General features: G+C 67.4%; 15 protein-coding genes. 10 read left to right on the plus strand and 5 right to left on the minus strand.

Annotated elements, in window-relative coordinates; all coding sequences use genetic code 11:
* Positions 1-24: 24 nt before the first annotated feature.
* On the minus strand, positions 25-1,746 hold the full coding sequence (locus tag AC1DBX_RS02355) for an MFS transporter (protein ID WP_476886541.1): 1,722 nt from the start codon (positions 1,744-1,746) through the stop codon (positions 25-27).
* A 316-nt stretch (positions 1,747-2,062) separates the two neighbouring features.
* On the opposite strand from AC1DBX_RS02355, the gene AC1DBX_RS02360 reads away from it, so the two are divergent.
* The 6 genes from AC1DBX_RS02360 to AC1DBX_RS02385 all read left to right on the plus strand — a co-directional run bounded on the left by AC1DBX_RS02360 (position 2,063) and on the right by AC1DBX_RS02385 (position 8,945).
* Complete coding sequence (locus AC1DBX_RS02360; RefSeq protein WP_476930993.1) at positions 2,063-3,073, plus strand: phosphotriesterase family protein; 1,011 nt, start codon at positions 2,063-2,065, stop codon at positions 3,071-3,073.
* Between the two features lie 48 nt (positions 3,074-3,121).
* Positions 3,122-4,075 carry a phosphotriesterase family protein gene (locus AC1DBX_RS02365; RefSeq protein ID WP_476850895.1) on the plus strand — a complete coding sequence of 318 codons (954 nt, stop codon included), beginning with the start codon at positions 3,122-3,124 and terminating at the stop codon, positions 4,073-4,075.
* A gap of 79 nt (positions 4,076-4,154) precedes the next feature.
* Positions 4,155-5,297: an FAD-dependent monooxygenase gene (locus AC1DBX_RS02370; RefSeq protein ID WP_476858544.1), complete on the plus strand. Its 1,143-nt coding sequence runs from the start codon at positions 4,155-4,157 to the stop codon at positions 5,295-5,297.
* 3 nt (positions 5,298-5,300) lie between these two features.
* The gene (locus AC1DBX_RS02375) at positions 5,301-6,233 is read left to right on the plus strand and encodes an alpha/beta hydrolase (RefSeq protein ID WP_476930995.1); all 933 of its coding nucleotides are present in this window, start codon (positions 5,301-5,303) and stop codon (positions 6,231-6,233) included.
* On the plus strand, positions 6,230-7,198 hold the full coding sequence (locus tag AC1DBX_RS02380; RefSeq protein WP_476930996.1) for an MBL fold metallo-hydrolase: 969 nt from the start codon (positions 6,230-6,232) through the stop codon (positions 7,196-7,198). Before AC1DBX_RS02375 ends, AC1DBX_RS02380 begins: the two co-directional genes overlap by 4 nt.
* Positions 7,191-8,945 carry a CocE/NonD family hydrolase gene (locus tag AC1DBX_RS02385; protein ID WP_476930997.1) on the plus strand — a complete coding sequence of 585 codons (1,755 nt, stop codon included), beginning with the start codon at positions 7,191-7,193 and terminating at the stop codon, positions 8,943-8,945. Before AC1DBX_RS02380 ends, AC1DBX_RS02385 begins: the two co-directional genes overlap by 8 nt.
* Before the next feature lie 62 nt (positions 8,946-9,007).
* On the opposite strand, the gene AC1DBX_RS02390 is transcribed toward AC1DBX_RS02385, so the two are convergent.
* The 4 genes from AC1DBX_RS02390 to AC1DBX_RS02405 form a co-directional block, all read right to left on the minus strand.
* Positions 9,008-9,595, minus strand: a complete 588-nt coding sequence (locus AC1DBX_RS02390; protein ID WP_476855863.1) for a TetR/AcrR family transcriptional regulator — start codon at positions 9,593-9,595, stop codon at positions 9,008-9,010.
* 35 nt (positions 9,596-9,630) lie between these two features.
* Positions 9,631-12,045, minus strand: a complete 2,415-nt coding sequence (locus tag AC1DBX_RS02395; protein WP_476855864.1) for an ATP-binding cassette domain-containing protein — start codon at positions 12,043-12,045, stop codon at positions 9,631-9,633.
* 104 nt (positions 12,046-12,149) lie between these two features.
* Positions 12,150-12,569 carry a VOC family protein gene (locus tag AC1DBX_RS02400; RefSeq protein WP_223916337.1) on the minus strand — a complete coding sequence of 140 codons (420 nt, stop codon included), beginning with the start codon at positions 12,567-12,569 and terminating at the stop codon, positions 12,150-12,152.
* Positions 12,566-13,015: a helix-turn-helix transcriptional regulator gene (locus tag AC1DBX_RS02405; RefSeq protein ID WP_223916339.1), complete on the minus strand. Its 450-nt coding sequence runs from the start codon at positions 13,013-13,015 to the stop codon at positions 12,566-12,568. Before AC1DBX_RS02405 ends, AC1DBX_RS02400 begins: the two co-directional genes overlap by 4 nt.
* A gap of 104 nt (positions 13,016-13,119) precedes the next feature.
* On the opposite strand from AC1DBX_RS02405, the gene AC1DBX_RS02410 reads away from it, so the two are divergent.
* The 4 genes from AC1DBX_RS02410 (at position 13,120) to AC1DBX_RS02425 (ending at position 17,286) form a co-directional block, all read left to right on the plus strand.
* Positions 13,120-14,349 carry a type III polyketide synthase gene (locus tag AC1DBX_RS02410; protein ID WP_476930998.1) on the plus strand — a complete coding sequence of 410 codons (1,230 nt, stop codon included), beginning with the start codon at positions 13,120-13,122 and terminating at the stop codon, positions 14,347-14,349.
* 62 nt (positions 14,350-14,411) lie between these two features.
* Entirely contained in the window at positions 14,412-15,122 is a 711-nt protein-coding gene (locus AC1DBX_RS02415) for a class I SAM-dependent methyltransferase (protein WP_476931045.1), read from the plus strand.
* A complete protein-coding gene (locus tag AC1DBX_RS02420) occupies positions 15,115-16,293 on the plus strand; it encodes an FAD-dependent oxidoreductase (RefSeq protein WP_476930999.1) in 1,179 nt (392 codons plus the stop codon). Before AC1DBX_RS02415 ends, AC1DBX_RS02420 begins: the two co-directional genes overlap by 8 nt.
* Positions 16,294-16,335: 42 nt before the next feature.
* Positions 16,336-17,286 carry a hypothetical protein gene (locus AC1DBX_RS02425; RefSeq protein ID WP_476931000.1) on the plus strand — a complete coding sequence of 317 codons (951 nt, stop codon included), beginning with the start codon at positions 16,336-16,338 and terminating at the stop codon, positions 17,284-17,286.
* Positions 17,287-17,293: the final 7 nt, after the last annotated feature.

A 17,293-nucleotide genomic window follows, 5' to 3' on the forward strand; every position in this document is an offset into this window, starting at 1 on the left:
GGTCAGTGCCGGAGGCCGTCAGGCTTAGACGGCGGCCTCGGCGTTTACTTCGGTGGTCTCGGCGATGGCCTCGGGCGCGGGCGCCGAGGACCGTGCAGAGATGAAGAGGGTGAGAGTGGCGGAGAGGATCGCCGCGATGCCCGCGGTGAGGTATACAGCCTGGAACCCCTGGCCCAGTGAGGTCCCTGCCACACCCTGGATTTGCGGCTGTGCGGCGTTGAGGGCCTGGACCATACCGTCGACCGCCGGGGTGGGCGCGCCGCCTGCCAGCGCCTGGCCGGAGAACTGGGCGATGACCCCGTCCCAGCCGGCGAGGAAGCCCAGCGGCGGCACGTTCGCCAGCCCGCTGACGGCCTCTGCGGGCAGTCCCGCCCCGCCGAGGATCCCGGCAAGGGGACCCGCGAAGGCCGTGGCTCCGATGCCGAAGGCGATGGCTGAGCCGACAACGGGGCCGAGGGCGAAGCCGAGGTCGCGCAGGAGGTTCGTCGTCGCCGAAGCCATGCCGATCTGCTGGGGCGGGACGGTGTTGATGGCAACAGCGGTGACGGAACCGACGGTGAGCGCGAATCCGATACCCAACAGCAGGAGCGGCGGAATGAAGGCCGTCCAAGGGGTGCCGCCGAAGGCCTCCGGAGTGCCGAGGGCGAATGTCGAGAGCCAGAAACCGGAGACTGCCATGAGGACGAAGCCCGCGGTGAGCACCCAGCGCGGTGCTACGTGGTGGATGAGCCACCCCACCACCGGGATGAAGGCGAATGCCGGGCCCTGGATGAAGACGAACAGCACACCGACCTTCCAGGTCTCGGCCAGCGCGAGTCCACTGACGGCGACGCTGGTGCTGAAGCAGATCGCGAGGAAGGCGAACATGCCGGTGACCGCCACAATGCCGGTGATCGAGTAGGCGCTGTTCTTGAACAGCGACAGGTGAATCAGGGGCTGCGCGGTGCGTGATTCGATGACGACGAAGGAGACCAGGAGGATTCCGCCCGCGACGTAGCTTGCAATCACCTGGGCGCTGCCGAAGCCGGCATCAACCGCTGTCACCGTGGCGTAGAGGACGGCGATAAGTCCGAGCGCGAGCGTAATCTGGCCGGGGATGTCCAACTTGCGCCCCTCGGCTGCCGCGGAGTCCTTCGCCCGGAGCGCGACGAGGAGTACGAGCACGGCAATTGCGGCCGCAACCAGGTAGGCCGCCCGCCAGCCGCTGAACTCGTTCGGCGCACCCGGCGCAGCACCCGGCACGGTGAAGAACTGCGCGGTGAAGCCAGCGAGCACTGGGGAGATCACCGCGCCGAGGGACAGGAACCCGGCCCACGTGGCGATGACCTTCGCCCGTGCGCGGTGATCCGGGGTGATCGCGGCGATCATGGACAGCGAGATGGGGAACAGGATGCCCGCCCCAATGCCGCCGACGGCCTGGGCGGCGATCATCATCTCGGTTGTCGGCGCCAGCGCAGCCATGACGGAGCCGACGATGCTGACCCCGGCTCCGATGTACAGAAGCTTCTTGCGTCCGAACACGTCGCCCAGGAGGCCCCAGCTGAGTTCGAACACGACAATACCCATCAAGAACATGCCCGCGATCCAGGTCAGGCCCGCGCCTGAAGTATGGAATTCCGCGGCGAACGTGCCGCTGAGGGCGCCCGGCAGCGCGTTGGTGATCTGGGCCAGTGTGACCGCGCTGTAGGCGGCTATGAAAGTGGCTCGCACCGAGCCGCGGCTCGGTACCGAAATGGTCTGACTCATCGATGAAACTCCTTTGTTCCGGGTCGATCCTCCGGTGACGCGCCATGACTGGTGCCCTGCCGGAGCAAGAGCCGGCAGGCGGAGGTGGATGTGGCGCTCACCACAGTCTGATATCAATCTTTACGAGATGTCAAGAAAACATACTCAACGTTTGCTTCATGAACGCATCGACACCAAAGGACGTGTACGGCTCGTCTGTTTTCTTGACACACTGTAAAGAAAGATGTGATGCTGGCTACACCGCAACGGGGCTACGGCACGGTCAGGCACCCCGGCGCCCCTGTATTCAGCACCCGATCTTCAAGGGAGAAGCCAAGTGAGTCACACCACACCCGTCGATAGCGGGGACGCGTTCCACGCCCCCACCGGGCAAACCGTCAATACGGTATTGGGTCCCGTCCCTGCCTCGGAACTGGGCGTAGTCGCGCTCCATGAGGCCCTATTGTCAGTGGTCCCGGGCGCCCAGTACGCACCAGAGATCTCCATGGACAGGGCACAGATCTTCGAGGCCCTGGCGGCCAAGCTCGCGGACTTCCGCGAGCACGGCGGGCAGACGATCGTCGACAGCACGGGCATGTTCCACGGCCGCGACCTCAAGCTCTACGAGGCGTTGTCCCGCACCACCGGCGTCCACATCGTCGCCTCCACGGGCCTGGGCCCGGAGGAAGAACTCGGCGGATACTTCCTGACGCCGCAGACCAACCCGCCCACCCCGTGGCCGGCCGAAAAGTTCGCCGATCTCTTCGGCAAGGAGGTCACTGAGGGGATGGTGGTTCCCCGGGTCGAGCGCCGCGCCGCCGCCGGCATCGTCGCGACCATTGCCGACCGCGCCGGCATGACCCCGACCGAGGAAAGCCTGTTCCGCGGCTCCGCCCGCGCCGCCAGGAACACCGGCGTCCCGGTCTCTATCCGCTTTGGCGCCGATGTCCTGCACGATCTGGACATCGTCCTGGACGAGCAGCTCGGAGCCGACCGGGTGCTCGTCGGCGACCTCGACCGCAAGCACGCCGCCGGCTCCGCCAGCGAGGTGGCCGGCCGGGGAGCCTTCGTCGGCATCGACCATGTGGGCCTGAACGACCACGCGGACTACCTCACCGACCACGGCCGCGCCGAACTGGTGCTCGGGCTCGTCAAGGCAGGCCATGCCGACCGGATCATCCTGTCGGGCAACTCGATCGGCGTTGCCAAAGGTCTGCCGGAGTACAACCTCCCCTACAGCCACGTCCTGACGACGTTCGTGCCGTTCCTCAAGGCCCACGGCCTGAGCGACGAAGACGCCCGGCGCATCCTCGTGGATAACCCGCGCAACCTGCTGACCGTGCGCTAAGCACGCCTCGGCACACACAACAAGCTTTCGAAACCCTGAGGTGAACGAATGACCAAGGTCAACACCGTGCTGGGAACCATCCCGGCCGAAGAACTGGAAATCGTGGCGGTCCACGAACACATCGGCTACGGCATGCCCGGGTCCGAACTGGATACCAGGTGGTGGAAGTCGCCGGAGCAGGCTTACGAGGAAACCGTGCCGAAGCTGCGGAAGTTCCGCGAATACGGCGGCGGTACCTTCGTGGACGCCACGGGCATCTGCAACGGCCGCGACGTCGACTACTACAAGTCCCTGTCCCGGAAGACGGGCGTGCACATCGTTGCCTGCACCGGCTTCGTCGGCGGAGACACCGCCCTGCCGCACTTCTCCCGCGCAAGCGTGGACTACCTCACGAAGGTCTTCATCCACGAGATCACCGTCGGCATCGGCAACACGGGCGCCAAGGCCGGCGTCATCAAGGTCGGCGTGAGTCGCGGCGGACGCATGACGGATCTGGACAAGCGCATTTACCGGGCCGCGGCCCGCGCCGCCGTCGTCACCGGCGCTCCGGTCCTGACCCACCTGGCCATCGACCCGGAACCGGCAGTGAACATCTTCAACGAAGAAGGCCTCCCGCTGGACCGCGTGCTCTTCGGCCACGCCGACGACGGCCTGAACGCTCCGGTCACCCCGCACGATTGGATCTACGAGCAGGGCGGCCGCATCGGCTTCGACACTTTCGGCTACGACCTCGAGCTGCCTGATCCGCCGTTCTGGGGCCGCAAACGTGCCGAACGCATGGAGCACTTCGTCAACCTCGTGAACAAGGGCTATGCGGACAAGCTCCTCGTCTCGGCGGACGCAAACTGCAGCCCGCTGGGCTGGCCGGGCGTGAAGGGCCACACCATCAACTACATCTTCGAGGACATGATCCCCGACATGCGCGCGGCCGGTATCGACGACGCCACCCTCAAACTCCTGCTTGAGGACAACCCGGCCGACTTCCTGTCCCTTCACGCCTGACCCCGGACAGACCACCACAACTTGCCCGTTCCGCCAGACATGGCCCGGGCCCAGAAAGAGTCAAGAAAGAGATGAAACCATGAAGGCTGAAGACATCAAGAACCTCAAGATCGCCATCGTCGGCGCGGGGTACGGCGGCGCCGCGGCGGCCAAGGCCCTGAGCCTGCTCGGTGCCGACGTCAGCGTGTACGAACAGGCATCCCAGATGCGGGAGGTCGGCGCCGGCATCGGGCTGCGTCCTGCCACCATGCACCGGTTCAGCCAGTGGGGCATCTTCGACACGATCGCGAACGTAAGCTCCCCGAGCGACTACTTCGAAATCCTCACCGCCACGGGTGAGCCGATCATGAAGGACACCTGGCCGGAGTTCGGCGGGCAGAGCCAGACCCACCTCATCCACCGCGGCGACTTCATCGACGCACTCCTGAGCGTGCTGCCGCAGGGCATGGTGCACCTTGGCCACAAGCTGGAGACCATCGATGACACGGGCGGCCGCTCCGTCCTGACCTTCACCAACGGCACGACGGTCGAGGCGGACCTGGTGGTAGGCGCCGACGGCATCAAGTCAGTGGTGCGCGAGCAGCTCTTCAGCGACAAAGGCCCGGTGTTCTCCGGCGAACACGCCTACCGCGCTGTGATCTCCGCCGACGACGCCCACGGCATGGTGGTGGACGACAACCTGCGGATGTACATGGGCAGGGGCACGAAGGTCTACCTGCTGCCGCTGCGCCACCGCAACCAGATGTCCTTCGATATCACCGCACTGTGCCCGGACAGCACCTGGGCCCCCACCATCACGAAGGATGACCTCGTGGCGACGGTGGAGGGCTTCGACGAGCGGATCGTCAACATCGCCCGCGGCCTCGACATGGACACCGTCAACATCCGCGCCGTCTACGACATCGACCCGGTCGACACGTGGCACACGGACTCCGTCGTGCTCATGGGCGATGCGGCCCACTCGATGCTGCACCACCAGGGCCAGGGCGCCAACTCGGCCATCGAGGATGCCGGTGCGCTCGCCGATGCCTTGGCGGAGGCCGGCTCTGTCAAGGATGCACTGGCCCTGTTCCAGGCAACCCGCAAGCCGGTAACGGACGAGCTGCAGCGCATCTCGCGTCAGGGGTGGACCGAGGACGAGGTCAATGACGTCTTCCCGGGGCAAAAGCCCACGTCCCAGAAGCCCGCCGCCGTCAACGCACCAGCAGAGTCGAAGGCCTGACCCATGACCATCCATCCCGAAATTGCCAAGATCCTCAGCACCCTGCCGGCGCCCGACGGCTCGCCGCTGAACCCGGGGGCCATGCGCGCCGGCGAGGCCGCGCAGGTTCCCGCATTGGAGGACCGTCTGCCGCTGCACTGCGTCGAGTACGCCACCGCAGTGACGCCATCGGGCGAGGTGCCCGTGCGGATCTACACGCCGGCCGGGGCCGGCGCTCATGGGCTTCTGGTGTACCTCCACGGCGGGGCGTTCTTCCTCGGCAGCCTGGACACGCACGACCACGTTGCCCGGGCCCTGGCCAAGGAGACAGGTCATAAGGTCATCTCTGTCGGCTACCGCCTGGCGCCCGAGGCTGCTTTCCCTGCCGGCCTCGACGACTGCTACGGGGTGGTCCGTTGGGCCGCCGAGCAGGGTACAAGCCTGGGCTGGGACGGCAAGAACCTTGCCATCGCCGGCGACAGTTCGGGCGGCAACTTCGTCGCTGCCGTCGCAGCGATGGCCCACGACGACGGGTTCGACCGGATCACGCATCAGGTCCTCTTCTACCCGTCCCTGGACCTGGACTTCGACGTCGACCGCTACGCCTCGCTGCGGGAGAACGCCGAAGGATTCGGGCTGGAGACGGCGGGCCTCAAGCCGTTCAACTCCTTCTACCTGGAGAGCGGGGCGGACCCGGCGGACCCGCTCGTCTCCCCCATCAAGCGCGATGACCTCACAGGCCTGCCGGCGGCGCTCATCATCACCGCCGAGCACGACCCCCTGCGCGATGAGGGCGAACTTTACGGCCAGCGACTGGCGGAGGCCGGCGTCGTGGCGGCCGTCAGCCGCTACCCGGGGGCCAACCACGGCTTCGTCCAGAACTTTTCCTGGATCCCGGAGTTCTACCGGGCCTTCGAGGAAGCAGGCGACTTCCTGAACGCGGGGGCCGGGCAATGACGGGGCCAGTCGCTGTTCATCCCCTGGTCTCGCCGTGGGGCCGGTTCGGACTCTACAGCTTCTTCATCGACGCTCCCGAGCCCGCCATCGTCGACACCGGGATCGCGTCCTCGCCTGCCGAAGGCATGGTCCCGGCACTGGAGGCGATCGGCCGCCGGATCGAGGACGTGCGCTGGATCCTGCTGACCCACGGCCACATCGACCACCTCGGCGGTGCGCACGCCCTATGGGAGCTCACCGGACGGCACGCGAAGGTCGTGATCCACGAGGCCGACGCGCCTCTGCTGCGCTCCCGGCGCGCGCACGTCGACCAGTACGTGGACGTGCGCCAGCAGTACATCGACAATCCGAATGCCATCGAGGAGCAGACGAAAGCCTCGAACCACGTCATCTCCGGCGAGATGGAGCCGACCATGCTGGTTAGGGGCGGCGAGACCCTCGCCCTGGGCGGGGACGTCACCGTTTCGGTCCACCACATCCCCGGCCACACGGCCGGGTCCGTCGCCTACGTCGTGGACGGGCAGCAGTCGGTCTTCGTCGGCGACGCCGTGCAGATCCACGGAGCGGCCAACGGCTTCCCCGGCTACGAGGATCCGGCCGCCTACCGCTCAAGCCTGCGGTACCTGCGCGACGACGTCCGCCCGCAACACCTGTACCTGGGCCACCCGTACCGGGGCGCTGACGGCCTGCCGTACGGAGTTGAACTGGACCGTGAGGCGGCCCGGAATGCCCTGCAGGGAAGCCTGGACCTCGAGACCCGAATCGACGACGCCGCCCGCCGGTACCTTCGCGACGGCCTCCAGGAGACGGACTCGCCATACTCGCCCTTCGCCCGCGTCGCTGCAGAACTCGGCTACGCGGGCGACCCCAGCCTCGAGCCGTCCCCGTTCTTCACGACGCTCCACGGCTACCGCACGGCATTTGACCGCCTGACCAAAGATGAGGAGCTTCGCACCCATGGATGACCTGAAGATGTTGGATGCCGGCGCGGAGAAAATCGCCGTCCGCAAGGACCTCCGGGTCCCGATGCGGGACGGCGTCGAGCTCGCCGCGGACGCCTATCACGGTATCGGGGACAAGCCGCGCCCCGCCCTCGTAGCCCTGAGCCCCTACGGCAAAGAATTGCAGGCGCTGGCCCTTACAACCCCGCCGCAGCGGCGCCCCAGCCCGATGTGGGACGGCTGCATCGAGGCCGGCGACATCGCCCGCATCGTCAAGGAGGACTACGTCCACGTCATTGGCGACCTGCGCGGCTCGGGCCACTCCGGCGGCGAACATATCGGCAATTACAACGCCGGTGGCGTGTCGCTTGGCCAGGACGCCTACGACTTCATCGAGTGGGTCGCCGGGCAGCCGTGGTGCGACGGCAACGTCGGCATGGTCGGCATCTCCTATTTCGGCTCCATGCAGGTGCTGGCAGCGGCCGAGCGGCCGCCGCACCTGAAGGCGATCTTTGTCTCGGGCGGCCACTACGACTTCTACGAGACCACCTACCATGGCGGCATCATGTGGTTCATGCCGCGTGCTGCACGCGAGGGCCGCGGCGGCGATTCCGGCTGGGCGTTCACGGACAACGTCAAGTCCCGCATGATCGAGAAGTACTCCCCCGGGGAATTGAAGAAGCTGGTTGCCACGCGTCTTGCGGACCCGGACGTGGCCGCCTGGCCGAACCTGGTCCATGTCCTGAACTACCCGAAGAACCACGAGGCCTGGTTCGACATTGTGATGAACGAGCTCGACGGGGACTGGTACGAGGAGCGCAACCCCATCACGCTGGCCCCGAACATCGACATCCCGGTCTACCTGCAGATCGACCAGGGCCGCGGCTGGACGATGGACGGCACGATTGAGCTGTTCAAGGAGCTGAAGGGCCCCAAGAAGCTGGACATCGGCCCCTACCCGCCGATGCAGTCGCGCCCCTTCATCGAAGAACACGACAAGATGTTCCGGTGGTACGACTACTGGATCAAGGGCATCGACAACGGCGTCATGGACGAGCCGGCCGTGAGCGTCTTCGTGGAGGGCTCGCGTGAGCTGGTGACTGCGGAGGCGTGGCCGCCGAAGGACGTCGAGTACAAGTCCCTCTATCTGCGCCCGCGGCACAAACTGTCGACCGAGCCCGAGCTGATGGGCGCGGAGTACGCCGCCCCGGACGGCTTCTACCAGGCGCCGCTGACAGTGACCGACATGGTGGAGATCATCAGCTGGTCCACCCCTGCCTTCGAGGAGGACACGGAGATGATCGGCACCGGTGCCGCGCACATCTTCGCCGAGATCGACCAGCCGGACACCAACTTCATCCTCCGCCTGTGGGATTACGCGCCCACCGGCGCGCGCCAGCTGATCACCAGCGGATACCTGAAGGCCTCGCACCGCGAACTTGACGACCGCAGCACCGAGGGCAACCCGCTCCACCCGCACACCCGCAGCGTGCCGGTGGAGCCGGGGACCATCGAGGAGTACGTCCTGCGCCTCTATCCGTTCGCGAACACCTTCAAGCCGGGCCACAAGCTCATCGCAGAGCTCTCCAACGGCGAGCCGCTGGCCGACGAGCACAACGCGCTGCTGCCGCCGGATGCCTTCCATCTGCCGGTGGGCCGGCCCGTCACCCACAAGATCTACCGCGACGCCGCCCACCAGTCCAGGCTGGTCCTGCCGTTCACCTCCCGCCAACCGGCGGAGGGCCAGCCGGCGGGCGTCCAGGCGCGCTGATGCCGTGCGGCAGCTGACAACACCAGGGCGCAGCCAACAGGCTGCGCCCTGGTGCCGCCTGCTCACTCAGCCAGCAGGAAGCACCAGTTCTCGACCATCAGATCCAGTGAAGTATCGCGGTCCACGGTCCAGCCGAGCCGCATCCAGCGGCGGGAAAAGAACTCCAGCTCGCCGAAGGCCAGCGCGCAGCGGACCCGGCGGCTGGCCGGGTCAAAACGCCCGGCGCTGTCGAGGCCCGCCTGCATGTCGTCGATCGCCGCGTCGAACCACTGGTCCAAAGCCGCCTGGATGTCCGGTTCGCTGGCCGCGGCCTGGTGAGCCGCCACAACATAGGGGCGGATGTCGGCCCACTGGTCAAATTTCCGGGCCAGCCAGACCCTGATCAGCTCGCGGTCCCCGGACTCCACCACCGAATGCAGCGGCGGGACATCGGCCTCCGTCAGCATCTCGTTGGACCGCTCGACGAGCGAGCGCATGAGCTGGGCTTTGGACGGAAAATGCGAATAGAAGGTTGCCCTGGTGGTGCCTACGGCAGCCGAAATGTCATCCACCGTGGTGGCGGCGAACCCTTTCTCCTCGAAAAGCTCCAGCCCCTTGTCGAGGAAAAGCCGGCGGGTCATCTGCCTTTGAGCGTCTCGAATGCTTGCCACGCCCCCAGATTAGTCCCCCGATTCACCGCACTCGTTCACTTGATGCTGTTTTCAGCCACTGAACCGACGTAAGCCGCGAGGTGCTCGCCGGTGAGGGTGGAGCGGGCGGCCACAAGGCTGCCGGGCGTGCCCTCGAAAACGATCCGGCCGCCGTCGTGACCGGCGCCGGGACCAAGGTCGATGATCCAGTCGGCGTGCGCCATGACCGCCTGGTGGTGCTCGATGACGATGACCGATTTGCCGGAGTCGACGAGCCGGTCCAGGAGTCCCAAAAGGTTCTGGACGTCGGCGAGATGCAGGCCGGTGGTGGGCTCGTCGAGGACGTAGACATCACCCTTCTCCGCCATCTGGGTGGCGAGCTTGACGCGCTGCCGCTCGCCACCGGACAGCGTGGTGAGCGGCTGGCCCAGGGTGAGGTAGCCCAGCCCGACGTCGACGAGCCGGTCGAGGATCTTGTGGGCCGCCGGGGTGCGGGCCTCCCCTTCGCTGAAGAACACCGCGGCTTCGGTCATTGACATGGCCAGCACCTCGGCAATATTCCGGCCACCCAACGTGTACTCCAGAACTGCCGCCTGGAACCGCCGGCCCTCGCAGTCCTCACAGGTGGATTCGACCGTGGCCATGACACCGAGCTCGGTGAAGATGACACCCGCGCCGTTACAGGTGGGGCAGGCACCCTCCGAATTGGAGCTGAACAGCGCCGGCTTCACGCCGTTGGCCTTCGCGAACGCCTTGCGGATCGGCTCGAGGAGGCCCGTGTACGTCGCAGGGTTGCTGCGCCGCGAACCCTTGATGGCGCCCTGGTCGATCACCACCACACCGTCCCGGCCGTCCACCGAGCCGTCGATCAGCGAGCTCTTGCCCGAACCTGCAACACCCGTGACGACGCAGAGCACGCCGAGCGGGACGTCGACGTCCACGTCCTTGAGGTTGTGCGTCGAGGCGCCCCGCACCTCGAGCGTGCCGGACGGGGTACGCACGGAGTCCTTCAACCTGGCCCGGTCGTCGAGGTGCCGCCCGGTGATGGTGTCGCTCGCCCGCAGGCCCTCCACGGTTCCCTCGAAGCACACGCTGCCGCCCGCCGTACCCGCGCCGGGGCCAAGGTCAATGACGTGGTCGGCGATGGCGATGGTCTCCGGCTTGTGCTCGACGACGAGCACGGTGTTGCCCTTGTCCCGCAGCTGCAGCAGCAGCTGGTTCATCCGTTCGATGTCATGCGGGTGCAGGCCGATCGTCGGCTCGTCAAAGACGTAGGTGATGTCGGTAAGGGACGAGCCCAGGTGCCGGATCATTTTGGTGCGCTGGGCCTCGCCGCCGGACAGGGTGCCCGCCGGACGGTCCAGCGAGAGGTAACCCAGCCCGATTTCGGCGAACGAGTCGAGCAGGTGCTGCAGGCCTTTCAGCAGGGGTGCGACGGAAGGGGCGTCAAGCTCGCGGATCCATGCGGCGAGGTCGCTGATCTGCATCTCGCAGAGGTCCGCGATGTTCTTGCCCTGGATCTTCGCGGACCTGGCCTCCGGGCTCAGCCGGGTGCCGTCGCACTCGGGGCAGGCCTGGAACGTGATGGCGCGTTCCACGAAGGCCCGGATGTGCGGCTGCATGGCGTCGACGTCCTTGGAGAGCATCGACTTCTGGATCTTCGGGATCACGCCCTCGTAGGTCAGATTGATGCCCTCGACCTTGATCTTGGTGGGCTCCTTGTAGAGGAGGTCGTGCATTTCCTTCTTGGTGAACTTCGCGATCGGCTTGTCCATGTCGAAGCCGGCGCCGCTGAAGATCCGGCCGTACCAGCCGTCCATGCTGTAGCCGGGGATCGTCAGGGCACCCTCGCTGAGCGATTTGCTGTCGTCGTACAACGCAGTGAGGTCGAAGTCCGAAACCGAGCCCATCCCCTCGCAGCGTGCGCACATGCCGCCCAGGTAGACCACATCGCGCACCACGCTCCGCTCGACCCGGCCGCCGGCTTTCTCGGTACTCATCACCCCGCTCGCCTTGCGCGTCGGGACGTTGAAGGAGAAGGCAGTGGGTGGCCCGATGCGGGGCATGCCCAGACGGCTGAAGAGGATCCGGAGCATGGCGTTCGCGTCGGTGGCGGTGCCGACGGTGGACCGGGGGTTGGCGCCCATCCGCTCCTGGTCAACGATGATCGCCGTCGTCAGCCCCTCCAGGTGGTCCACCTCGGGCCGCGCCAGGTTGGGCATGAAGCCCTGCACAAACGCGCTATAGGTCTCGTTGATCATCCGCTGCGACTCGGCGGCGATGGTGGCGAAAACCAGCGAGCTCTTGCCCGAGCCGGACACGCCGGTGAACACCGTCAAGCGGCGCTTCGGGATCTCGACGCTGATGTCCTTGAGGTTGTTCTCCCGTGCGCCCTGCACGCGGATCAGGTCGTGGCTGTCCGCTTCATGCAGCGCGGGCGGCTGCGTGTCCGTGCTCGTGGCAATGCTCATCGTGTCTCCATCTGTTGGGCGGGGCAGCCCCAAGCGTCCCCGTCGTCGTCGACTGGCTCTATCTAACCAGCTGGCGGCTGGTCCGGCGGTGGCCGGCGGGCACCTTAGATCGGCTGCTGGATGCGGATCAGGTTGCCCGCGGGATCGCGGAAGGCGCAGTCGCGCACCCCATAGGCCTGCTCTGTCGGTTCCTGGACCACCTCGGCGCCGCTGGCCTGCAGCCGCTCGAAGGTGGCGTCGACGTCCTTGGTGGCCAGGAGGATGCGCGCATAGGTGCCCTTGGCCATCATCTCGTCGATGGTGCCGCGCTCTTCATCGGTGACGCCGGGATCGGCGGCCGGCGGTTCCAGGACGATGGATGTGTCCGGCTGGCCGGCCGGGCCGACCGTGATCCAGCGCATCCCGCCGTAGCCGACGTCGTTGCGGACCTCGAAGCCGAGGGTGTCCCGGTAGAAGGCCAAGGCGGCGTCGGGATCGTTGTGTGGGAGGAAACTCGCGTGAATGTTGATGTCCATGGACTTCATGCTAGTTGCGGTTCGGGGGCCGGGACTTCTCGATTCCTGACCGGTCTGGTGACCTGTTTCGCGACGCATGAGGGCATCCCTGCGGTTGCCCTGGCAGCCTCGCGCCGGTAGACGCTGGGCGGCACGCCAACCAGTTCGGTGAAGCGGGTGCTGAAGGTGCCCAGCGACGAGCAGCCGACCGTAAAGCAGACCTCGGTGACGCTCAGGTCGCCGCGGCGCAGCAGGGCCATCGCGCGTTCTATGCGCCGTGTCATGAGATAGCTGTACGGCGACTCGCCGTACGCCAAGCGGAACTCGCGGCTGAGGTGCCCCGCGGACATGTGGGCGCCACGGGCGAGGGCCTCGACATCCAGCGGCTGTGCGTATTCCCGGTCCATTCGGTCGCGGACGCGGCGTAACAGCGCGAGGTCGCGCAAGCGCTGCGCCCGGTCGGGTTTGCTGGTCACAAGTGCGATCGTGCTACGTCGTGCCGGAGTTGTCCAGCCCGGAGGTGTTCCTGAATCTCCGGCCGTTCCATTGTCTTTGGCGGCAGGCTCGCTGAGAATGAACCATGACGGTCTACCTGAGGTCTCTGGAAACTGCAGTCCCGCCAACCATCCTGGTCCAGCCCGAGGCCAGGGCCGTGTTCGCCGCCCAGCCGGGCCTCACCCGGCTCGGGTCCCGGCTCGTCAACACGTGCTTTGATTCCGCAGCCATCGACACCCGGCACACGGCGGTGGAGGAACTCACCGCGGACAGCCAGGCGGAAAACCCCCAGTTCTTCGACCCCGCCACCGGCCTGGTGCTCAGCCCCAGCACCAAGACCCGGAACGGCATTTTCGCCACGGAAGCGACCAAGCTTTTCATTGAAGCAGCCCAAAAAGCCCTCGATGCCTGCCCGGGCGTCGAGGAGCGGGACATCACCCACCTGATCACGGTTTCCTGCACCGGATTCTTCAATCCCGGCCCGGACTACAAGATTGTCCGGGCCCTCGGCCTGAATCCGGCTGTCCAGCGGTACCACCTCGGCTTTATGGGCTGCTATGCAGCCTTCCCGGCGATGCGGGCGGCGAAGTCCTTTTGCGAGGCGGATCCGGAGGCGACGGTGCTGGTGGTCTGCGCCGAACTCTGTTCCCTTCACGTCCGGACCTCCAATGATCCGGACACCATCATGGGGTCGGCGTTGTTCGCCGACGGCGCTGCCGCGGCCATCATCACAGCGCGGGACATCCCCGTGGAAACGCCCCTGCTGCGGCTGGACCACTTCGAAACCGTCCTGACGCCCGTCGGGGAGGACTCGATGGCCTGGAACATCGGTGACGAGGGCTTCGAGATGGTGCTGGGCAACTATGTCCCGCACATCATCGATGATCACATCATTGGCGCGCTGGAACCGCTCCTGTCCCGCGACGGCTCGCTGAAGGGGCTCCCCTACCGGGAGATCGAGCACTGGGGCATCCACCCGGGCGGCCGGAGCATTCTGGACAAGGTCCAGTCCAGGCTGGAGCTCAGCGACGAGCAGCTGGTCCCGGCCCGCGAAACCCTCCGGAACTTCGGCAACATGAGCAGCGCCACCGTCCTGTTCGTCCTCAAGCACATCCTCGAACTGCCGGCAGCGGACGATGCCGCAGACGATGCCGGGGCCGGCCCGGGCGCGGAACGGATCTGCTCCATGGCCTTCGGTCCGGGCCTGACGGTCGAGACGGCGCTCTTCACCCGGGTGGCGGCCACGCGGCCCACCGCAGCTTTGCGGCAGGAGCCAACTGCGGAACCAGCACAGTCCGTAGCGGTGCGGGTCTGAAAGCGGCCACGCTGAAACCGTTCAGCGCGAAGCGGGGCAGGGAACACCTTCGGGCGGCCCTCCTGCGGGACCGCGCATCCGACGCCGTCGAGGAAATGGACCTGCCGGGCTGCGACCCCGGCCGCCTGGAGCGCACGTATGCCCAGTTTGCGCTTGTCAACCGTGCCGTCGCCGGCTGGCGCGGCATCTACCGGTCCCGGATCAGGCCCCGGCTGTCCACTGCTTCCGCCGCGTCCCTGCTGGATATCGGGTGCGGCGGGGGCGACGTTTCCGTGCTGTTGGCCCGGTGGGCGGCCCGGGACGGACTGCGTCTCGAGGTCACCGCTATTGACCCGGATCCGCGGGCGATCCTGTTCGCCCGCGCCCGCCACTCGACGGCGGACGTGACGTTCCGCCAGGCGGCCAGCGCGGAGCTGCTCGAAGAGGGCAACCGGTACGACCTCGTGGTATCCAACCATGTCCTGCACCACCTTGACGGGCTGGAAGCGTTTCTCGCCGAGTCGGCCCGGTTGTCCCGCGGCACAGTGGTCCACAACGACATCCGCCGCAGCCCCGCCGCCTACGCGCTGTTCTCTGCCGGCTCCTGGGTGCTCACCGGCTCCTACATCCGGCAGGACGGGCTGACCTCGATCCGCCGAAGCTACACCGCCGCGGAGCTGGCCGCCGCCGCTCCCCCGGGCTGGACCGTCGCCCGCCACGCCCCCTTCCGGAACCTGCTGCTGCACGGCACTCCCGGCGGCGCCTACCAGTCAGGGCCCGGCGCCAGTGGCTGAGGTTCTGATCATCGGTGCCGGTCCGGTGGGGCTGTTCATGGCCGCGCTGCTGCTGCAGGACGGCGTGGATGTGCAGGTGCTGGAACAGCGGGGCGCACCGGAGCCGCAGTCGCGCGCCATCGGCATCCATCCGCCGGCGCTGGCCGCGCTCGCGGGAACCGGAGTTGCCGAGGCCATGATTGCCGAGGGGGTCCAGATCCGCCGAGGTATGGCACTGGCCGGCGGAAAATGCCTCGCCCGGATGTCTTTTGCCGGCGTCTCGGACCGCTTTCCGTTCGTCCTGTCCCTGCCCCAGGCCCGTACTGAGGCGCACCTGGAACGGCGGGTCAACGAGCTCGGCGACGGCGCCCTGCACCGCGGCGTCCGCCTCACCGGACTGTCCGACGACGGCGGCCGGGTCAGCGTGGAAGCCGACTCCAAGAGTGGCACCCTGCGCTATTCGGCGCCGCTGGTCATTGCCGCCGACGGCGTGCGTTCCACGGTGCGGGCGCTGCAGGGCGCCGACGTGCGCGTGAAAGAGTACCCGGACAGTTACATGATGGGTGACTTCGCGGACGGCACCGGGTTCGGTCCGGACGCGGCACTGTTCCTCTCCGGCGCCGGCATCGTGGAGTCGTTCCCCTTGCCCGGCCAGCTCCGCCGCTGGGTGGTCCGGCTGGGTGACGGCGACTCAACGGCCGGCGGCTCCCCGCCCGGCGGACCTGATGCCGGAGGACCCGGCGCCGACGCCCGGTGGCTCACGGGCTGCGTGCGCGAACGGACGGGGCTCGCCATCGACGCCGGGACCAACAGCATGCTCAGCCGCTTCGGCGTCCGCACGCGCCTGGTCCCCCGGATGGTGGCCGGCCGGGTGGTGATGATCGGGGATGCGGCCCACGAGGTGAGCCCCATCGGCGGGCAGGGCATGAACCTCGGCTGGCTGGATGCGGCGGAGCTGGCACCGATCGTCTCGGCGGCCGTGCGCGGCCAGGATGTCGCGGATCGCCTCCGGAGCTTTGAGCGAACCCGGTTGCGGGCGGCGGCGAGAGCCGCACGCCAGGCGGAAATAAACATGGCCCTCGGCCGGCCCCTCACGGACCGTCTCCTGGCGCTGCGGAACCGTGGCATCTCAGGCGTCGCCGCAGTTCCGCCGGTGAATTCCCTGATCGCCCGCCGTTTCACGATGCACTAGGCAACGCATTGGCACGGGTTTGCCCCGGAATAGACTGTGCGCATGGACGGACTTCCCGTGATGCGCGGCGCCGCATCGTATTGGGTGTTGCGGGCAGCGGCCGCCACGGTGCTGCTCGGCGCGGCGGCGTCATGCAGCTCCGGAACGGCCGGCGGCACCGCCTCCCCGGCAAGCGCGACGGCGTCGGCGACCCCGATCCCCGCAGGCCCCGTGACCGCGGAAATCAGCCAGTTCCGCGACAACTACAGCAAGCAGATCATCGAAATCCAGCTCACGAACACCACCGGCCATGCCCTGACGGTCCTCGGTGCGGAACTGACCAGCCCTCTCTTCGTGGCCCCGATCATCTGGTCCGCCCGCACCGGCGGGATCGAGCTTCCGCCCGGACAGCCCAAGAGCCTGCCGGCGCAGCTGCCCGCCCCGGATTGCGGCAGCCCGGCCGGACCGGGAGCCACCTCCGGGGCTGCGGGGGACGCCCGTGTATCCCTGCGGCTGGCCACGCCGGAAGGTGCCGTGCCGGTCCCGGCCATGGCCCCGGCAACAGACCCGTTCGGCGTCCTGGCGCGGAACAATTCGGAGCTGTGCCTTGCCCGGGAAGCCTCGGCCGTCGCCACGATCGCGCTGGATCCCGAGCTCGAGGTCGCCGCGGACGGTCAGACCGCCGTCGTGCGTCTGCTGCTGCAACCGCGCGCCGCCGGCGCCGGTGAACTGGTGATAGACCGGATCGAGGAAACCACGCTGCTGGCGGAGGCCTCACAAGCCCCGTGGCCCCGGTCGGTGACGGTCCGCGCCGGCGGTGCCCCGGCCCAAGTGCGCCTCGGCATCAGGCCCTCCCGCTGCGATCCCCATGCAGTGGCCGAAGACAAGGTGGGCACACTCCTTCCCCTGCAGGTCAGGGTGGCGGGCCGCGAGGGAATTGTGAAGATCGACGCCGGCAGCCAACTTCGCGCCCGCATCTACGACTTTGTTACAAAGGCGTGCGGGCGCCAGTAGTGTGGGG

Source organism: Arthrobacter sp. 10N44_2, from assembly GCF_056394385.1.

What these genes read in the sequence shown, in the direction of transcription:
- AC1DBX_RS02355 (WP_476886541.1), bottom strand. Translation starts at nt 1,746, where the DNA reads ATGAGTCAGACCATTTCGGTACCGAGCCGCGGCTCGGTGCGAGCCACT.
- AC1DBX_RS02365 (WP_476850895.1), top strand. Translation starts at nt 3,122, where the DNA reads ATGACCAAGGTCAACACCGTGCTGGGAACCATCCCGGCCGAAGAACTG.
- AC1DBX_RS02370 (WP_476858544.1), top strand. Translation starts at nt 4,155, where the DNA reads ATGAAGGCTGAAGACATCAAGAACCTCAAGATCGCCATCGTCGGCGCG.
- AC1DBX_RS02375 (WP_476930995.1), top strand. Translation starts at nt 5,301, where the DNA reads ATGACCATCCATCCCGAAATTGCCAAGATCCTCAGCACCCTGCCGGCG.
- AC1DBX_RS02380 (WP_476930996.1), top strand. Translation starts at nt 6,230, where the DNA reads ATGACGGGGCCAGTCGCTGTTCATCCCCTGGTCTCGCCGTGGGGCCGG.
- AC1DBX_RS02385 (WP_476930997.1), top strand. Translation starts at nt 7,191, where the DNA reads ATGGATGACCTGAAGATGTTGGATGCCGGCGCGGAGAAAATCGCCGTC.
- AC1DBX_RS02395 (WP_476855864.1), bottom strand. Translation starts at nt 12,045, where the DNA reads ATGAGCATTGCCACGAGCACGGACACGCAGCCGCCCGCGCTGCATGAA.
- AC1DBX_RS02400 (WP_223916337.1), bottom strand. Translation starts at nt 12,569, where the DNA reads ATGAAGTCCATGGACATCAACATTCACGCGAGTTTCCTCCCACACAAC.
- AC1DBX_RS02410 (WP_476930998.1), top strand. Translation starts at nt 13,120, where the DNA reads ATGACGGTCTACCTGAGGTCTCTGGAAACTGCAGTCCCGCCAACCATC.
- AC1DBX_RS02425 (WP_476931000.1), top strand. Translation starts at nt 16,336, where the DNA reads ATGGACGGACTTCCCGTGATGCGCGGCGCCGCATCGTATTGGGTGTTG.